This window comes from Cyanobium sp. Aljojuca 7D2, from assembly GCF_024346415.1.
Lineage (GTDB): Bacteria > Cyanobacteriota > Cyanobacteriia > PCC-6307 > Cyanobiaceae > Cyanobium_A.
The window spans coordinates 20,628-37,873 of record NZ_JAGQCX010000007.1; the positions used below are offsets into that span (position 1 = coordinate 20,628).

Here is a 17,246-nt window from a genome sequence, read left to right on the forward strand (position 1 = left end):
GCCGCTTACTGGGGCTGGGATTACTTGGGCTGGGATTACTGGGGCTGGAACGTGTCCTTGAGCACGGTGCGGGCGGCCAATTGCCGGCGGGTCTGATCGAGTAGCTCGTATTCCTGGCGCAACCGCTCGCCGGTGTCGGTGATTTCCAGGAGAGCCTGCTGATGGTCCGCCACGGGACCACCCAGGTGGGCGCCGATCCAGAACGACAGTTCCCGGGGGAGTTCGGGCAGGTCGTTGGGCAGGCTGGCGGGTTTGCCGATCAGCTTGCCCGTGAGCTCCACCACGTCCCGCAGGGCCTGACCGACCGTGCCGGCCAGTTCATCCAGCTCGGCAGGGCCGGCTTCGGGGTCATCTTCAATCCAGCTCACCAGACCCACCCGAAAGGGTGCCTCGCGCACAATGTCGAGCACGCGAAAGCGCTGCTGACCCATGGTCACGATGTTGCTGCGGTCGTCATCCTGGGTTTGGCAGTGCAGGATCTCAGCACAGCAGCCCACTTCGGCCATGGTTTGGGTCTGGGGATCCAAGCGCACCACCCCAAAACGCTGGTCACCGGCCATCACCGTGCGCAGCAGCATGCGGTAACGAGGCTCAAAAATGTGCAGTGGCAGCACTTCCTGGGGGAAGAGCACCACGTCTGGTAGGGGAAACAGTGGCAGCTCCCGTACGGCCAGTTCACCCATGGCTTGATCAGGAGATGCCTAGCCATCCTAGAAAAAATGCCCCCGCCACGCGCTGGCGTGACAGGGGCAAAGAACCTGGAGGCTCGAACCCTGATCCGGGGATCAGAGCTTGACTTCGATGTCGACGCCGCTGGGCAGATCCAGCTTCATCAGCGCGTCGATCGTTTTCGCCGAAGGGCTGTAGATGTCGATGATGCGCCGGTGGGTGCGGGTTTCGAAGTGCTCGCGGGAGTCCTTGTCGACGTGGGGCGAGCGCAGCACGCAGTAGATCTTGCGCTTGGTGGGCAGGGGGATGGGGCCGATGGCCGTGGCAGCGGTGTGATCGGCGGTTTCGATGATTTTTTCGCAGGAGAGATCCAGCATGCGGCGATCAAACGCCTTCAGGCGAATGCGGATCTTCTGCTGAGCAATGGCGGTGGACATGGGAGATCAGACTCGGAACGGTCGTCAAGGGGCTCAAGCCTGGCCAGCCGGAGGGCTGATGGAGCTGGATTGTCGAGGTGCTGGGAAGGGGTGAGTCCGGTGGACCCACCCCATGAAACTTACCTCAGGCTCAGGCGAGGATCTTGGAGACCACGCCGGCACCGATGGTGCGACCGCCTTCACGGATGGCGAAGCGCATGCCCTGCTCGATGGCCACCGGGCAGATCAGCTCGCCGGTCATCTTGATGCGGTCACCGGGCATCACCATTTCCACGTTGGCGCCGTCGTCGGAGGTGAAGGCCGTGATCTGGCCGGTCACGTCGGTCGTACGGATGTAGAACTGAGGGCGATAGCCAGCGAAGAAGGGGGTGTGGCGGCCGCCTTCTTCCTTCTTGAGCACATACACCTCACCCTCAAACTTGGTGTGGGGGGTGATGGAGCCGGGCTTGACAAGCACCATGCCGCGCTCGATGTCTTCCTTCTGCACACCGCGCAGCAGCAGGCCCACGTTGTCGCCGGCCATGCCCTCGTCGAGCAGCTTGCGGAACATTTCCACGCCGGTGACGGTGGTTTCGCGGGTGTCCCTGATCCCCACGATCTGCACGGTCTCGCCGACCTTCACCTTGCCGCGCTCGATCCGACCGGTGGCCACGGTGCCACGACCGGTGATCGAGAAGACGTCTTCGATGGCCATCAAGAACGGCTTGTCGATTTCGCGCTCGGGCTCGGGGATCGACTCGTCGACGGCATCCATCAGGTCGAGGATTTTGTCGACCCACTCGTCGGCGCCACGCTCAGCCTTGTTGCCAGCTTGGATGTATTCCAGAGCCTTCAGAGCTGAACCAGCCACCACGGGGATGTCGTCGCCGGGGAAGTCGTAGCTGCTGAGCAGTTCACGCATCTCCAGTTCGACGAGCTCGAGGATCTCCTCGTCGTCGACCATGTCCTTCTTGTTGAGGAACACCACCAATGCGGGCACGCCCACCTGCTTGGCCAGCAGGATGTGCTCCTTGGTCTGGGCCATCGGGCCGTCGGTGGCGGCCACCACCAGGATGGCGCCGTCCATCTGGGCAGCACCGGTGATCATGTTCTTCACGTAGTCCGCGTGACCGGGGCAGTCCACGTGGGCATAGTGACGCTTGCCGGTTTCGTATTCGACGTGCGCGGTGTTGATGGTGATCCCCCGCTCTTTCTCTTCAGGGGCACCATCGATTTCGTCGTAGGCCTGGGCCTTGGCCATGCCTTGGGATGCCAGCACGTTGGTGATGGCAGCCGTCAGGGTGGTTTTGCCATGGTCAACGTGGCCAATGGTGCCGATGTTGACGTGGGGCTTGTTCCTTTCGAACTTCTCGCGTGCCATGAGTGGAAAGAATCGGGGGGTTAACGGGTAGAGGAGAGATCAGGAATTGCCCTGATTCTTGGAGATGATGGCCTCAGCCACATTGCGAGGAACTTCCTCGTAATGGCTGAACTCCATCGAGAAAATACCCCGACCCTGGGTCATGGATCGGAGCTGGGTGGCATAGCCGAACATCTCGGCCAGGGGCACTTTCGACTGGACCTTGGACTGCCCATTGTCAATGGACTGCCCTTCGACCTGGCCGCGACGGGATGAGAGGTCGCCGATGACCGATCCAAGGAAATCCTCGGGGATCTCGACCTCCACCTTCATCATCGGCTCAAGAAGTACAGGATTGCACTTCTTGACGGCGTCTTTGAAGGCCATGGATCCAGCGATCTTAAACGCCATCTCCGAAGAGTCGACGTCGTGATAGGAGCCGTCGACCATGGTCGCCCTGACGTCGATCATGGGGAAACCTGCAATCACGCCGGATTGACAGGTCTCCTTCATGCCGGCTTCAGCGGGGCCGATGTACTCCTTGGGAACGATGCCGCCAACAATCTTGTTGACGAATTCGAACCCTGAACCCGGCTCGCCCGGGGTCATTTCGATCACCACGTGGCCGTATTGGCCCTTGCCACCGGTTTGGCGAGCAAATTTGCCTTCGCCTTTGGAGCTGGAGCGAATGGTTTCGCGATACGACACCTGGGGGGCGCCGATGTTTGCTTCCACCTTGAATTCGCGCAGCATCCGATCCACCAGGATTTCCAGGTGGAGTTCGCCCATGCCGGCAATCACGGTCTGGCTGGTTTCCGGATCGGTGGAGACCCGGAAGGTGGGGTCTTCCTCCGACAGGGACTGGAGTGCCTTGGAGAGCTTCTCCATGTCGCCCTTGGTTTTCGGCTCCACGGCCACCGAGATCACTGGCTCGGGGATGTACAGCGATTCGAGAATGATCGGATCGGACTCGACGCAGAGGGTGTCGCCTGTGGTGGTGTCCTTGAGGCCCAGGACGGCGCCCAGGTCGCCGGCGCGCAGCTCATCCACCTCTTCCCGGTCATCGGCCTTGAGCAGAATCAGGCGGGAGATGCGCTCTTTCTTGTCTTTGGTGGAGTTCAGTACGTAGCTCCCCTTGTTGAGCACGCCCGAATACATGCGCACAAAGGTGAGCTTCCCGTACGGGTCGGCCATCACCTTGAAGGCCAGGGCGCTGAAGGGGGCGCTGTCGTCGCAGGGGCGGTTCGACTCGGTGCCATCAGGCAGCAGGCCGGTGATCGGCGGCACGTCGACAGGAGCGGGCAGGTAGTCGACGACGGCGTCGAGCACGAGCTGCACACCCTTGTTCTTGAAGGCCGAGCCGCACACCATCGGCACCATGCCGTGATGAATGGTGGCGTTGCGGATGCCCTTGATCAGCTGCTCCTCTGTGAGCTCGCCGTTTTCGAGGAAGACATCAATCAGGCTTTCGTCGGATTCGGCGACCGATTCCATCAGCTTGAGGCGCCATTCCTGGGCCTCGTCCTTCATATCGGCTGGAATCTCGCTTTCGATGATGTCTGTGCCGAGATCATTCGTGTAAATGATCGCCTTGTTGCGCACCAGGTCGATGATCCCTTTCAGCTCGCCTTCGGCGCCGATCGGCAGTTGGATCGGGGCAGCATTGGCCTTAAGGCGATCTTTGATCTGCTCGTAAACCTTCAGGAAGTTGGCACCGGTGCGGTCCATCTTGTTGACGAACACGATCCGAGGCACGTTGTAGCGATCAGCTTGGCGCCACACGGTTTCCGACTGGGGCTGAACGCCGCCGACGGCACAGAACACGGCGACCACGCCGTCCAGCACCCGCATGGAGCGCTCCACTTCGATCGTGAAGTCGACGTGACCAGGGGTGTCGATGATGTTGATGCGGTTGTCTTTCCAGCTGGTGGAAATGGCCGCAGCAGTAATGGTGATGCCCCGCTCGCGCTCCTGCTCCATCCAGTCGGTGACAGCGGCGCCGTCGTGCACCTCGCCCATCTTGTGCACCACGCCTGAATAGAAGAGAATCCGTTCAGTTGTGGTGGTCTTGCCCGCATCAATGTGCGCGGCAATACCGATATTTCTTACGCGTTCCAGTGGAAAGGCGCGGGCCACGAGGGAGGTCTCCGAGAGGTCTACAAAACGAGGGCGTCACTCTACAGACTGGGTCTGCAGGGGCTGAAGCCGCCCAGGACTTCAGCCGCTTGAAGGGCAACTGAAGGGAATCAGTAGCGGTAGTGGGCGAAGGCCTTGTTGGCTTCGGCCATCTTGTGGGTTTCTTCCCGCTTGCGAACGGCGCTGCCGGCTTCATTGGCCGCATCCATCAGCTCGCCGGCCAATTTCTGGGCCATGCTGCGCCCGTTGCGGGCCCGGGAGAAGTTGACCAACCAGCGCAGGGCCATGGCGGTGCCGCGTTCCTGGCGCACTTCCATCGGCACCTGATAGGTGGCGCCACCTACGCGTCGGGCACGCACCTCCACCAGGGGCGTGGCGTTGCGGACGGCTGTTTCGAACAGCTCAAGCGGATCTGAGCCAGTGCGGTCGTTGATCAGAGAAAACGCGTCCGAGAGGATGCGCTGGGCTGTGGATTTTTTGCCGTGTTTCATCAGTCGGGCCACGATCATCGAGGCCAGGCGGCTGTTGAACTGAGGGTCGGGAAGCACGGGGCGCTTCTCGGCGGCATTGCGGCGAGACATGGTCGACCGGAGCGGGAAGGACGAGGGGGGAATGGACCAGGGACCCAGGCGGGTGCCCGGTAGGCAGTTGGCAGCGATTCAGCGGCTTGACCGGCTGAATCAACGTCAACTCAGGCTTTCGGCGTCTTGGCGCCGTACTTGGAACGGGACTGGCGGCGATCCTTCACACCAGCCGTGTCCAGGGTGCCCCGAATGATGTGGTAGCGCACGCCGGGCAGATCCTTGACGCGACCTCCGCGGATCAGCACCACAGAGTGCTCCTGGAGGTTGTGGCCGATGCCGGGGATGTAGGCCGTCACCTCGAAGCCGGAGGTGAGGCGCACGCGAGCCACCTTGCGAAGGGCCGAGTTCGGCTTCTTCGGAGTGGAGGTGTACACGCGGGTGCAGACACCACGGCGCTCGGGGCAAGAGCGCAGGGCAGGCGACTTTGTCTTCCGAGAAAGACTCTGGCGCTCAGTACGGATCAGCTGTTGAATGGTGGGCATCGAGGGCCGGGATCTGGTCGGAGAACATTGGTCGGACGTCCGACCGATTTCGACAATCCGTCACCTTACTGGGTCGCCTGTCGGCTCGCCCCTCCCCGGCTGAATGCGGTGCCACAGGCGCAGCTCACCACCCCTTCGCCGGGGCGCACCAAAAAGCCGCCTCCGCTGATGTCGCCGCGATAGTCGAGGCTCAAACCGGTGAGCAGGGTCAGCTGCTCAGCCGGGGCGTAGAGGGTGATGCCATCGGCGCGGGCGATCGGCGTTCCCGCCAGATGGCCGGGTCGCAGCCGGATGGCCCAACGCTCGCAGCTGCCCTCCACCAAGTCGAGGTGCATCATCCCGGGCGTGCCGGCCACGGCAGCCTGGCGCCCCAGCTCAGCTGCGGCGGCGGCGGTCACGCGCAGGCTGTGACCCTTGGGCATGGCGGGCTCGGGAGGTGGTCGGCCCTCCACTTTGGCAGGACTCGCCAGCTCCACAGCCGTTTCATGGCACCAGTCCCACGCCGTTATGCACCGAGCCGGCCACGCCTCTGCCCTTCACATGCAGCGAGCCTCCCAGCACCAGGCCGGTGGAGCTGCCGCCATCGAGGTTGAGGGCATGGCGCAGTCCCAATTGCTGCAACAGGGCGGCCGTTTCCCCCAGTGAGGGTCCGCTGTCCTGGGTGCCTTCCATGGTGATCAACCACACCTGCTGGTCGTCGCTGGCCAGCACGGTGCGCGGCGCCCCTTGGCTGAGGAAGGAGCTGCTGAAGTTCTCGGCGGCGCCATTGAGCACAATGCGGCCGTCCAGGAGCAGCAAGGGGCCGCCCCCGATCACATGGGGTGCCAGGCCCAGGTCGTTGCTCGGGCGGCTCTCGAGCTGGAGTTGCTCGCCCGGCCCCCAGGGCAGTTCTGCGCCGCCGCGAGCCACCAGCAACAGGTCATCCCCCCGCAGGAGCACGCCGGCGTCGAGCTCGGCGGGGCCGAGCCGCTGCCGCACACTGCCCGCCTGGATCAGCAGGCCCGTTTCCGAGCCGCTCAGGGCCTTGTAGCTCGACCCCCAGTCGGCGGTGTAGCGGCTGATGCCGCGCTGCACATAGCCGCTGTTCACCACCACGATCGGCAGCCGCTGGCCGCTCGGGCTCACGATCCATTCGCGCAACTGCAAACGACCGAATTGGGGCAGGCTGCGCTCGCCCCAGGCCGCCACGCCCCGGTTCAGGATGGGTCCGGACAGCCAGCGGCCGTTGTCCTTCAGGGCACCGAGGGGCAGGCGCCGCACCCGGTTGAAGTAGCCGCCGTTGATGGCCACCCAGGCCTGCTGCTGGTTGGCGAGCTGCACCAGCGAACTGAGCCCTTCCATCCCCCCTGGCCTGGCCAGGGGCCGGAGCTGCAGGGGGGCGGTGCGGGGATCGATGCGGACCGCATTGATGCGCACCCCCTGGCGAATCAGCCGATCCCACTGCACCTCCTTGCCGAGCAAGGCCTGCAGGCGGGTGTCAATCGGAGGGGCGGGGCTGGCTGAGGCGCCGCTGGCCTCAACGGGCCACTCGATCACCACCCGGGCCGGATCCCCCAGGCTGAACACATGGCCCAACTTGCCCGTGGCGGGCTTCAGGCTCAGGCCTGCGGCGGCCTGCTGGCCCAGCAGGCCGAGGCCCTGAAGCTGCACCTGCTGCTCGTTCCGGCTGGTGAGATCGACCCTCAGCCCGCCGGCGTCGCCCTCCAGAACAGCCGGACCACTGAGGTCGAGGACGACGCGTCGGATGTTTCCCGGAGTGGAGCGGCGCACCTGCAGGAGCTGGGGCTTGGCCAGCTCGAGGTTGAGCAGGTTGCCCTCCTGCCGCATGGCCACCCCGAGGGCGCGAAACATCGGGCTCACCTCGATGGCCACCTCGTCGTCGAGGCTGCGCTGGGCGCTGGCAGCCACCTGGAGCCCTTGGCCGAACCACTCCAGATCGAGGGAGCCGTCGCTGCGGCTGCGGCTGGTGACCCCCAGCTGGTTCTCAAGCACCTCCAGCGGAATCCAGAGTTGCGTGGGGCGGTCGCCGGATGGCCCAACCCAAAGCCAACGGGCCGTTTGGGTGCGGCCGTTGATCCGCAGGCTGCTGCCCTGCCGCTGCTGGCCTGTTTCAGGGCGGGGGGCACGGTTGGCCCCTGGGAGCCTGGCTGGAGCCGCAGGTGTGGCCGGCGTTGTGGCAGGAGGTGGAGGCGGTGGTGGGGGCGGCGGTGGCACCGCTTGGGGGATGGCCCGGCTGGCCGCCGGTAGCAGGAGAACCAGGAGCCAGGGAGCCAGCGAAGCTGCGGAAGCCATGGCCCACCCAGCCGTCAGCGCTGAACGCTAGCCCTCTTCGCCGTTCGGGCGCCCGGGGCAGGGGGGTGCACATCCCTAGGATCGGAAGTTCTGCTGTTGCAGGCACCTCCGGGTGTGCTGCAGCGCTGATCTGTCAGATCAACTGCCGGACCGTTTCGGGTTATGCCTCGTTCCCCTCGCCCCGTTTGGCCCCATTGCGATAGCCCCGCACCGGCGGCGGTCGCGGGCGAGAAGGACGCCTGCGGCGTGGGCTTCCTGGCCAGCCTGAAGGGGGAAGCCAGCCACTGGGTGCTGCAGCAGGCCCTGCGTGGCCTCGATTGCATGGAGCACCGCGGCGGCTGCGGCGGCGATGGCGATTCCGGCGATGGTGCCGGGGTGCTCTGCGGCATCCCTTGGAGCTATCTGGAAGCGGTGTGGCCCGAGGCAGCGGCTGCCAAAGGCAGTGCCCGCGGCCTGGGCATGGTGTTCCTGCCGGCCGATGCCACCAAGCGCGAGCAGGCCAAAGCCTTCTGCGCCGAAGAGGCCGCCAAGCTGGGGCTTCGCAGCCTCGGTTGGCGCGCGGTGCCGCTGAATCCAGCGGTGCTGGGCCCCCTGGCCCTGGGCACTGCCCCGGCAATTGAGCAGTGGCTGCTGGCCGCCGACGAAGCCGGCGATGCCCCGGAGGCGGTGCTGTTTCGCCTGCGCCGCCGCTGCGGCGACCGGGCCCGCGAGGCCTGGGGCCCTGGACCCAGCGACCTCTACTTCGCCTCCCTGAGCAGCCGCACGGTTGTGTACAAGGGCATGGTGCGCTCGGAGGTGCTCGCCGCCTTCTATGGCGACCTGCGCGATGCGCGCTTTGCCGTGAGCTATGCGGTGTACCACCGCCGCTTCAGCACCAACACCCTGCCCCGCTGGCCCCTGGCCCAGCCCATGCGGCTGTTGGGCCACAACGGCGAGATCAACACCCTGCTGGGCAACCTCAACTGGGCCCGGGCTTCGGAGGCCAGCCTCGATGCGGTTTGGGGTGAGGCCGCTGGCGACCTCAAGCCGGTGGTGAATGCCGCCTTCAGCGACTCGGCCAACCTCGACGCCACCCTCGAGCTGCTGGTGCGCAGCGGCCGGCCCATCACGGAGAGCCTGCTCACCCTGGTGCCAGAGGCCTTCCGCGATCAGCCCGATCTGGCCGACAAGCCCGAGATCACGGCCTTCTACGAGTATTCCGCCTGCACCCAGGAGCCCTGGGACGGCCCGGCCCTGCTGGTGTTCGCCGATGGCCGCAGCGTCGGCGCCACCCTGGATCGCAATGGCCTGCGCCCGGCCCGCTACTGCATCACCAGCGACGGCTTCGTGGTGATGGGCTCAGAAACCGGCGTGGTGGAGCTCGATGAGAGCCGCATCATCGAAAAGGGCCGCCTGGGCCCTGGTCAGATGCTGGCGGTGGATCTGGAGCAGGGCCGCCTGCTGCGCAACTGGGATGTGAAGCAGGAGGTGGCGGGCCGTCACCCCTACGGCGCCTGGCTGGCGGAGCATCGCCGCAGCCTGGCGGCCCAGCCCTGGAAGCAGGAGCGCCAGCTGGGCGATCTGGAGCTGCTGCAGCAGCAAACGGCCTTTGGCTTCACCGCTGAAGACTTTGAGCTGGTGATCGAGGACATGGCCGGCGCGGCCAAGGAGCCCACCTACTGCATGGGTGACGACATCCCCCTGGCGGTGCTCTCCGATAAGCCGCACCTGCTCTACGACTATTTCAAGCAGCGCTTCGCCCAGGTCACCAACCCGCCGATCGATCCCCTGCGGGAAAAGCTGGTGATGAGCCTGGAGATGCACCTGGGCAAGCGGGGCTCGCCCCTGAAGCCGGAGGCCGCCTCGGCCGCGGTGCTGCACCTGGCCAGCCCGATCCTCAATGAGGCGGAGCTGGCGGCGGTGGCCGAGCAAGGTTTGCCCGCCACCACGCTCTCCACCTTGATGCCGATCACTGCTGGGCCTGGGGGCCTGGCGGCTGCGGTGGAGCGCCTCAAGGCGGAGGCGGAGGCGGCCGTGCGCGGTGGCACCCAGATCCTGGTGCTCAGTGATCGTGGCGGCCCCAGCGGTGGGATCACGGCCACCATCACCACCATCCCGCCTCTGCTGGCGGTGGGGGCGGTGCACCATCACCTGCTGAACCTGGGGCTGCGGCTGCAGGCCTCCCTGGTGGTGGACACGGCCCAGTGTTGGAGTACCCATCATTTGGCCTGCCTGATCGGCTACGGCGCCAGCGCTGTATGCCCCTGGCTCACCTGGGAAACCACCCGCCACTGGCTGGCTCACCCCCGCGTGCAGAAGCTGATCGAAACCGGCAAGTTGCCGGCCCTCACGCCCGACCAGGCTCAGGCCAATGTGCGCAAGGCCCTGGAAGATGGCCTTCGCAAGATCCTGTCCAAGATCGGCATCTCGCTGCTGGCGAGCTACCACGGCGCCCAGATCTTTGAGGCGATCGGCCTCGGTGCCGACCTGATCGCGCTGGCCTTCAAGGGCACCACCAGCCGGGTGGCGGGTCTGAGCCTGGGCGAGCTGGCCAGCGAAACCCTGAGCTTCCACGCCAAGGCCTTCCCCGAGCTCAACCGCACCAAGCTCGAATTCATGGGCTTTGTGCAATACCGCACCGGCGGCGAATACCACCTCAACAGCCCGGAGATGGCCAAGGCCCTGCATGCGGCCGTGAAGGCCGGCCCTGGCTACGACCACTTCTCCACCTACAAAACCCTGCTGGAAAACCGGCCGGTCACCGCCCTGCGCGACCTGCTGGAGCTCAAGCCCGCACCCGCTCCCTTGCCCATCGAGCAGGTGGAGAGCATCGAGAGCATTTGCAGCCGCTTCTGCACCGGTGGCATGAGCCTGGGGGCGCTCTCGCGGGAGGCCCACGAGGTGCTGGCCATCGCCATGAACCGCATCGGCGGCAAGAGCAACAGCGGCGAGGGCGGCGAAGACCCAGCTCGCTTCCACACCCTCAACGATGTGGACGGGGAGGGGCGTTCCGCCACCCTGCCCACGCTCAAGGGCCTGCGCAACGGCGATACCGCCTGCTCGGCGATCAAGCAGATCGCCTCGGGCCGTTTCGGCGTGACCCCTGAATACCTGCGCAGCGGCCGGCAGCTGGAGATCAAGGTGGCCCAGGGGGCCAAGCCCGGTGAGGGCGGCCAGCTGCCGGGCCCCAAGGTGGATCCCTACATCGCCTGGCTGCGCAACAGCAAGCCCGGCGTGGCGCTGATCTCGCCACCACCCCACCACGACATCTATTCGATTGAGGATCTGGCCCAGCTGATCCACGACCTCCACCAGGTGCATCCCGCCGCCAAGGTGAGCGTGAAGCTGGTGGCCGAGATCGGCATCGGCACGATCGCCGCCGGGGTTGCCAAGGCCAATGCCGATGTGATCCAGATCTCCGGCCACGACGGCGGCACCGGTGCCTCACCGTTGAGCTCGATCAAGCATGCCGGCAGCCCCTGGGAGCTGGGCCTCACCGAGGTGCACCGTTCCCTGCTGGAAAATGGCCTGCGCGATCGGGTGCTGCTGCGCGCCGATGGCGGCCTCAAGACCGGCTGGGACGTGATCATCGCCGCCCTGCTGGGCGCTGAGGAATACGGATTCGGGTCGGTGGCGATGATCGCCGAGGGCTGCATCATGGCCCGCGTTTGCCACACCAATAACTGCCCCGTGGGGGTGGCCACCCAGAAGGAGAACCTGCGCAAGCGCTTCCCCGGCGTGCCAGAGCACGTGGTGAATTTCTTCCTGTTCGTGGCCGAGGAGGTGCGCCAGCTGCTGAGCGTGCTCGGCGTGGCCCGCCTCGAAGATCTGATCGGCCGCACCGAGCTGCTGCAGGCCCGCACCGTGCAGCTGGCCAAAACCCAGGCCCTTGATCTCTCCTGCCTGATCGATCCGATTCCAGCAGCGGCCGATCGCCGCTGGTTGCAGCACGATCTCGAGGCCCATGGCAATGGGCACATCTTGGAAGACCAGCTCCTGGCCGACGCCGAGGTGATGGCCGCCATCGAGGGGCATGGCCGTGTGGCCCGCAGCCTGGCGATCGTGAACACCGACCGCAGCGTGGGCGCCCGCCTCTCCGGCGAAATCGCCGCGCGCCATGGCAACACAGGCTTCGCTGGCCAGCTTGACCTCACCTACGAAGGGGCCGCCGGTCAGAGCTTCGGGGCCTTCGTGCTCCAGGGCATGAACGTGCGCCTGGTGGGTGAAGCCAACGACTACGTGGGCAAGGGTCTCAACGGCGGCCGCCTCACCGTGGTGCCCCCCGCCGGCGTGCAGGATCCAGGCAGCCAGGTGATCCTGGGCAATACCTGCCTCTACGGCGCCACAGGCGGTGAGCTGTTTGCCCTCGGCCGCGCCGGTGAGCGCTTCGCCGTGCGCAACAGCGGTGCCCGCACCGTGGTGGAAGGCGCCGGCGACCACTGCTGCGAGTACATGACCGGCGGTGTGGTGGTGGTGCTCGGTTCCACGGGCCGCAACGTGGCCGCCGGCATGACCGGCGGTGTGGCTTTCATCCTTGATGAAACCGGCGGTCTGACGGAGCGGGTCAATCCCGAGATCGTGGCGATTGCCGAGCTCACAACCCCGGAGCAGGAGGCCCTGCTCAAGCCCCTGCTGGAGGCCCACCTGCAGGCCACCGGCAGCGCCAAGGCCGCGGCGATCCTGGCCGATTGGAGCAACTGGAAGGCCCGCTTCAAGCTGCTGGTACCCCCCAGCGAGAAGGCCACCGTGGGCCTGGCCGAGCGGCAGGCGGTGGCGGCCTAGCGCCCCCCTCCCCGCTCAGCGGGGGTACTGCCGCATCAGCCGCTGCACCTCACCGGCGTGGTAGCTGCTGCGGGTGAGCGGGGTGCTCACCACCTGCAGGAAGCCCAGGGCCTCTTCGCCATGGCGGCGGAAGCCGTCGAATTGCTCAGGGGTCACGAACCGGTCTACCGGCAGATGTTTGGGGCCCGGGGAGAGGTACTGGCCGATGGTCACGATGTCCACCTGGTGGCGTCGTAGATCGGCCATCACCTCGAGCACCTCCGTGTCGGTTTCGCCCAGGCCGGTCATCAGGCCGGATTTGGTGTAGGTGCGCGGCCAGCCTTGCCGCACCCGTTGCAGCAGCTCCAGCGAGCGTTCGTAGATGCCCTGGGGCCTGGCCTTCTTGTAGAGCCGAGGCACCGTTTCGATGTTGTGGTTGAGCACCTCGGGGGCGCCCTCCATCACGGCGGCCAGCGCCTCCCAGTTGCCGCAGAAATCTGGGATCAGCAGCTCGATCGTGGTGAGCGGTGAGCGGGCGCGAACCTGCTCGATGCAAGCCACAAACTGGCTGGCGCCGCCATCGGCCAGGTCGTCGCGGTTCACCGAGGTGATCACCACGTGCTTGAGCCCCAGCCGGGCCACCGCTTCCCCCAGGCGCTCAGGCTCGGTGGGATCGAGCTCCCGCACGCTCTTGTCGAAGTCGATATCGCAGTAGGGGCAGGCGCGGGTGCAGCCCGGCCCCATGATCAAGAAGGTGGCGGTGCCGCCGGCGAAGCACTCGCCGATGTTGGGGCAGCTGGCCTCCTGGCAGACGGTGTTGAGCTTCAGGTCCAGCAGCAGGTCGGCCACCTCGCCGATCCGTTCCCGCTGGGGGGCCTTGACGCGCAGCCAGTCGGGTTTGAGCACGGCGCAACGCAGGCCGGTGGGGCCGAAGGAAGGGCTGGACGAGACTTTAGAAAGCCACCGGGATCAGGGGGGTTGGGCGGAGGCCATCCCCTAAAGTCGCTCCATCGGGATGTAGCGCAGCTTGGTAGCGCACTTCGTTCGGGACGAAGGGGCCGCAGGTTCGAATCCTGTCATCCCGATTTTTTCTTCCATGGCTTCGGCTCAGCTGAGCTCGGCCCCCGGGTAGCCGCGGGGAGTCACCATGCGGCCATCGCGGGCATAGCTGCTGCTGTTGCCCACGAGCACCAGGGTGAGCATGTCCACCTGCTCCACCGGAAGTTCGCCCAGGGTATGCAGGCTCACGGCCTCGTCGGCTCGTCCGAGCTGGCGGGCGAGGGCCACCGGGGTGCTGGCTGGCCGGCCTTGGAGCAACAGCTCTTGGGCCCGGGCCAGTTGCCAGTCGCGCCCCTGGGACCGCGGGTTGTAGAGCGCCACGACGAAATCCCCTGTGGCGGCAGCCTGCAGCCGTCGCTCGATCACGGCCCAGGGCGTGAGTCGATCGCTGAGGCTGATGGTGCAGAAGTCGTGCATCAATGGGGCACCAGCCCGCGCGGCGGCCAGCTGCAGCGCCGAGATGCCCGGATGGACGGCGAAGCTGGGGCGTCCATCCGCTGGTTGGGCCAGCCACAACTCCAGGGCCAGGCCGGCCATGGCGTAGATGCCGCTGTCGCCCGATGACACCAGGGCCACGTTCAGCCCCTGGCTCGCCAGCTCCAGGGCCAGGGCGCAGCGGGCCCGCTCCTCGGTGAGTTGGCCATCACAGCGCAGTTGATCCGGACGCCGCAGGGGCTCGAGCAGGTCGAGGTAGAGGCCATAGCCCACCCAGACGGTGGCGTCAGCCAGGGCGCGCCGGGCATCGCCGGTGAGCAGATCCAGGCTGCCCGGGCCGCTGCCCACCAGGTGCAGCTGACCCCGCTGGGGGGCCCATTGGCTTTCCGCCAGAGCAATCGCCAGGGTGGCGGCCCCCTGCTCACCGCCGCTGGTGCGTTCGATGCGTTTGGCCTGCAGCAGCTGCGCCCCAGGGCCCGAAACCAGCAGAGCGGCGGCCTCCGCCACGCTGGCGGTGCCCATCTCTGCGGCCACGGCCGCAGAGGGATTGGGCACCGGCACCTCGGCCAGGCTCGCTGCTGCAAACCAGCGAACGGGCCATTGCCGCTGGGCGGCTAGGGCCAGCAAGGCCGGTTCATCGGCCTTGCGGTCGATGCTGGCCAGCCCGGCCACGGCCTCAGGTGCCAGCTGCAGCTCCGCCAGGGTTTGATCCACCAGGCGCTCCAGCAGGCTCAGGCTGGTGTTGCGTTCACAGCCAAGACCCAGCCACAGGCTGGGCGGGTGCCAGCGGCAGCCCTGCCCCGCGTGGATGTCCACCACCATGGCTGGATGGGCCGCTTCGGGGCTGGAGGCGGCGTCGGGACTGCAGACCGTTTGCAGGCCAGCGGCGGCCGGCAGCTCGAGCCAGCGGCGACTGCCATGGCGGGCCTCCACCGCGACAGGCTCTTCCCCCCTGGCGGCCGCGTGCATCAGTGCGTTCCAATCGCCAGCCCCCCGGCGCCAGCCCCAGGCGGTGCCGAAGCTGTCCAGACTCAGTCGTGCAGCGGCGGCGGTGGCGCCGGTGAGCACCGCCTGGCCACCGAAGCTGGCGGCGATCCGCTGGCTGAGCCGATCCGCGCCGGCGGCATGGCCACCGAGCAGGGGAATGGCGAAGCGGCCCTCGGCATCCACCACCACCACTGCCGGATCACTGTCCTTGCCCGTGAGCAGCGGGGCGATCAGGCGGGTCACCAGACCGCAGGCCCCGACGATCACAAACGCACCGGCCGATGGCCATTGGTCCGCCAGGCAGTCCCGCGGCGTCGGCTCGTCGTCTGGGCCGACCCGGCCATCGACCAGGCCCGCCTGGGCCAGCCGTTCCAGCAGGGGCGTGCTGGCCGCACTGAAGCCCAGCGCCCAGATCGGACGGCGCGGCGCTCCGTCGGCGTTGTGCGTCGCGTTGAGGCTCGTATGGGACGTCACGCGCCTAGCTTCTGACGCAACCCGGACAGGGGCCCCTGGGGCTTGGGCTTGAGGAGGGAGCCGTCGGCGTTCACTTGATTGCGCGCTGAGCCTTCCAGACTGGTGGATGGCGCGATGCGCTCCGAACTGACCGGCACCAGGGGCATGGGTGCGAGCTGGCCCTCAGGACTGGGGTCTGGACTGGGTTCGGTGGCGGTGCTGGGGGTCTCCGCGCCTATGGGCTCTGGGGCGGGCTCGACATCCGGACTGGCCTCGAGCTCCGGCTCCGCTGCTTGCGGCTCCTCGGCCTGGGGCTCTGTTGCCGGCTCTGGCTCTGGCTGGGGTTCGGGTTCGGGTTCGGGTTTTGGCGCAGCCTCAAGTTCGGCCTCAGGTTCGGCCTTGGGCTGGGGTTCTGCTGGGGGTGGGGGCGCGTTGCCCAGCAGTTGGGCCAGCTCGTCGTCGCTCAGTCGGCCCCGCTGCCAGATCGGCCCGGGGCCGGCAGCATCCAGAACCACTTCAGACACCACGGTGTTGAACGGAGGGTTGAGGGGCTCGCCGCGCCCATCCACCAGCTCCAACAGCACGCTGTTGCTGCCGGTTTGCCATCCCTTGAGCCAGAGGGGCGCGTTTTGATCCACCAAAAAGCTGTCGCCGTTCACGGTCACCCGCAGACGCCAGCTGCCGTCGTTGTCGCGCAGGCCCTGGAGGGGGGCATCCAGCAGCAGCCAGTCGAGCAGCACCGGCTGCCGGCCTGCCAGGTCCCCAGGGCTGACCGGGATCAACTGGGGGCTTCCTGCTTGGGGAATCGCCAGGGGATTGGCGGCGACCCGGTGCACCCGGATCTGGTCCCAGGCCCCTGGGCTTTTCACCGCTTCTCCCCAGGGCCGGGCCGCATAGGCGGTGATGCGGTGGCTGCCAGGGGTAAGGGCTGGCAGGTCGATCTGGAGGCTGGCTGGGCTGGCGGTCGCGGTAGACCGGGACAGGCGTACGGGCGCCTGGTCATCAACCTGAACCACCACATGGGGCCCGAGCCCCAGGGCGCCGGCATCGACCAGCGGCCAATCGCGCACCCGCAGGCGCAGGGATACGGGGCCGTTGGGCAGGTTGACGCCATCCTGCGGCGCCAGGATCGTCACCTGGGGGTTGTGCTCGCCCAGCGCTGACTGGAGCTGCTGCACGGCGATGGGCGGGGCCACTTCCTGCAGGCGGCCACTGGGGCCCTGGGGGCTCAGGGGTGGGGTTGCTGCCTCGCCCCCCCGCGTGCTGGAAAGCCGGTTGCAACCCGCGGGCAGCAGTAGCAGCAACGCCAGCAGGCCCGACATCAGGGGCTGCCACCAGCGGATCGGCCGCCTGGGGGCGGGCGATCCGCCCTGGTGCGCCCCCGGTTGGGGACGGGCTGGATGGATTGCGCTGCCTGCGCCCACGCTGGGTTGCTCAGCTGGTTCTGCGGGCATTCTGCTGGGCCGGGCCACCCTGGAAATCCAGAGACTGTTACAGGTTGAATTTTGGTCATTAAGTAATAACGATCAAGTCAAAAGAAGGTCAATGTCGATGATTCTTTCTGTTCTGTAAAGCCCAGTGCTGGCCTTGGAAGCGCCGGGATTGAACCTTTGTAACTGCAACTCAAACCCCC

12 protein-coding genes and 1 tRNA gene are annotated in these 17,246 nt (G+C 66.6%); 2 read left to right on the top strand and 11 right to left on the bottom strand.

What is annotated here, in order from left to right; translation table 11 throughout:
* Nucleotides 1-35 precede the first annotated feature (35 nt).
* The 8 genes from KBY57_RS08420 to KBY57_RS14370 all read right to left on the bottom strand — a co-directional run bounded on the left by KBY57_RS08420 (nucleotide 36) and on the right by KBY57_RS14370 (nucleotide 6,988).
* Nucleotides 36-683, bottom strand: coding sequence for an LON peptidase substrate-binding domain-containing protein (locus KBY57_RS08420; RefSeq protein ID WP_254995424.1), 648 nt, complete (start codon nucleotides 681-683; stop codon nucleotides 36-38).
* A gap of 102 nt (nucleotides 684-785) precedes the next feature.
* Nucleotides 786-1,106: a 30S ribosomal protein S10 gene (gene rpsJ / locus KBY57_RS08425; protein ID WP_006910513.1), complete on the bottom strand. Its 321-nt coding sequence runs from the start codon at nucleotides 1,104-1,106 to the stop codon at nucleotides 786-788.
* 130 nt (nucleotides 1,107-1,236) lie between these two features.
* The gene (gene tuf / locus KBY57_RS08430; protein ID WP_254995425.1) at nucleotides 1,237-2,466 is read right to left on the bottom strand and encodes an elongation factor Tu; all 1,230 of its coding nucleotides are present in this window, start codon (nucleotides 2,464-2,466) and stop codon (nucleotides 1,237-1,239) included.
* Between the two features lie 39 nt (nucleotides 2,467-2,505).
* Complete coding sequence (gene fusA / locus KBY57_RS08435; protein WP_254995426.1) at nucleotides 2,506-4,581, bottom strand: elongation factor G; 2,076 nt, start codon at nucleotides 4,579-4,581, stop codon at nucleotides 2,506-2,508.
* A gap of 110 nt (nucleotides 4,582-4,691) precedes the next feature.
* The gene (gene rpsG / locus KBY57_RS08440; RefSeq protein ID WP_094560088.1) at nucleotides 4,692-5,162 is read right to left on the bottom strand and encodes a 30S ribosomal protein S7; all 471 of its coding nucleotides are present in this window, start codon (nucleotides 5,160-5,162) and stop codon (nucleotides 4,692-4,694) included.
* Between the two features lie 110 nt (nucleotides 5,163-5,272).
* Nucleotides 5,273-5,647: a 30S ribosomal protein S12 gene (rpsL, locus tag KBY57_RS08445; protein WP_094560087.1), complete on the bottom strand. Its 375-nt coding sequence runs from the start codon at nucleotides 5,645-5,647 to the stop codon at nucleotides 5,273-5,275.
* A gap of 65 nt (nucleotides 5,648-5,712) precedes the next feature.
* Nucleotides 5,713-6,069, bottom strand: coding sequence for an AIR synthase (locus KBY57_RS08450; protein ID WP_254995427.1), 357 nt, complete (start codon nucleotides 6,067-6,069; stop codon nucleotides 5,713-5,715).
* Between the two features lie 61 nt (nucleotides 6,070-6,130).
* Nucleotides 6,131-6,988 (bottom strand): phosphodiester glycosidase family protein, encoded by an 858-nt coding sequence (locus KBY57_RS14370; protein ID WP_409996433.1) that lies wholly within the window; start codon nucleotides 6,986-6,988, stop codon nucleotides 6,131-6,133.
* A 1,113-nt stretch (nucleotides 6,989-8,101) separates the two neighbouring features.
* Between KBY57_RS14370 and gltB the strand changes: the two genes are divergently transcribed.
* Nucleotides 8,102-12,700, top strand: a complete 4,599-nt coding sequence (gene gltB, locus KBY57_RS08460; RefSeq protein ID WP_254995429.1) for a glutamate synthase large subunit — start codon at nucleotides 8,102-8,104, stop codon at nucleotides 12,698-12,700.
* A 15-nt stretch (nucleotides 12,701-12,715) separates the two neighbouring features.
* Here gltB and lipA read toward each other — a convergent pair whose 3' ends face one another.
* On the bottom strand, nucleotides 12,716-13,585 hold the full coding sequence (lipA, locus tag KBY57_RS08465; RefSeq protein WP_254995430.1) for a lipoyl synthase: 870 nt from the start codon (nucleotides 13,583-13,585) through the stop codon (nucleotides 12,716-12,718).
* Nucleotides 13,586-13,690: 105 nt separating this feature from the next.
* On the opposite strand from lipA, the gene KBY57_RS08470 reads away from it, so the two are divergent.
* Nucleotides 13,691-13,764, top strand: a tRNA-Pro gene (locus KBY57_RS08470).
* Between the two features lie 22 nt (nucleotides 13,765-13,786).
* Here KBY57_RS08470 and cobJ read toward each other — a convergent pair.
* Together cobJ and KBY57_RS14195 are read right to left on the bottom strand one after the other, a co-directional pair.
* Nucleotides 13,787-15,634, bottom strand: a complete 1,848-nt coding sequence (cobJ, locus tag KBY57_RS08475) for a precorrin-3B C(17)-methyltransferase (protein ID WP_409996430.1) — start codon at nucleotides 15,632-15,634, stop codon at nucleotides 13,787-13,789.
* Entirely contained in the window at nucleotides 15,631-17,037 is a 1,407-nt protein-coding gene (locus tag KBY57_RS14195; RefSeq protein ID WP_315859791.1) for an Ig-like domain-containing protein, read from the bottom strand. Before KBY57_RS14195 ends, cobJ begins: the two co-directional genes overlap by 4 nt.
* Nucleotides 17,038-17,246 lie beyond the last annotated feature (209 nt).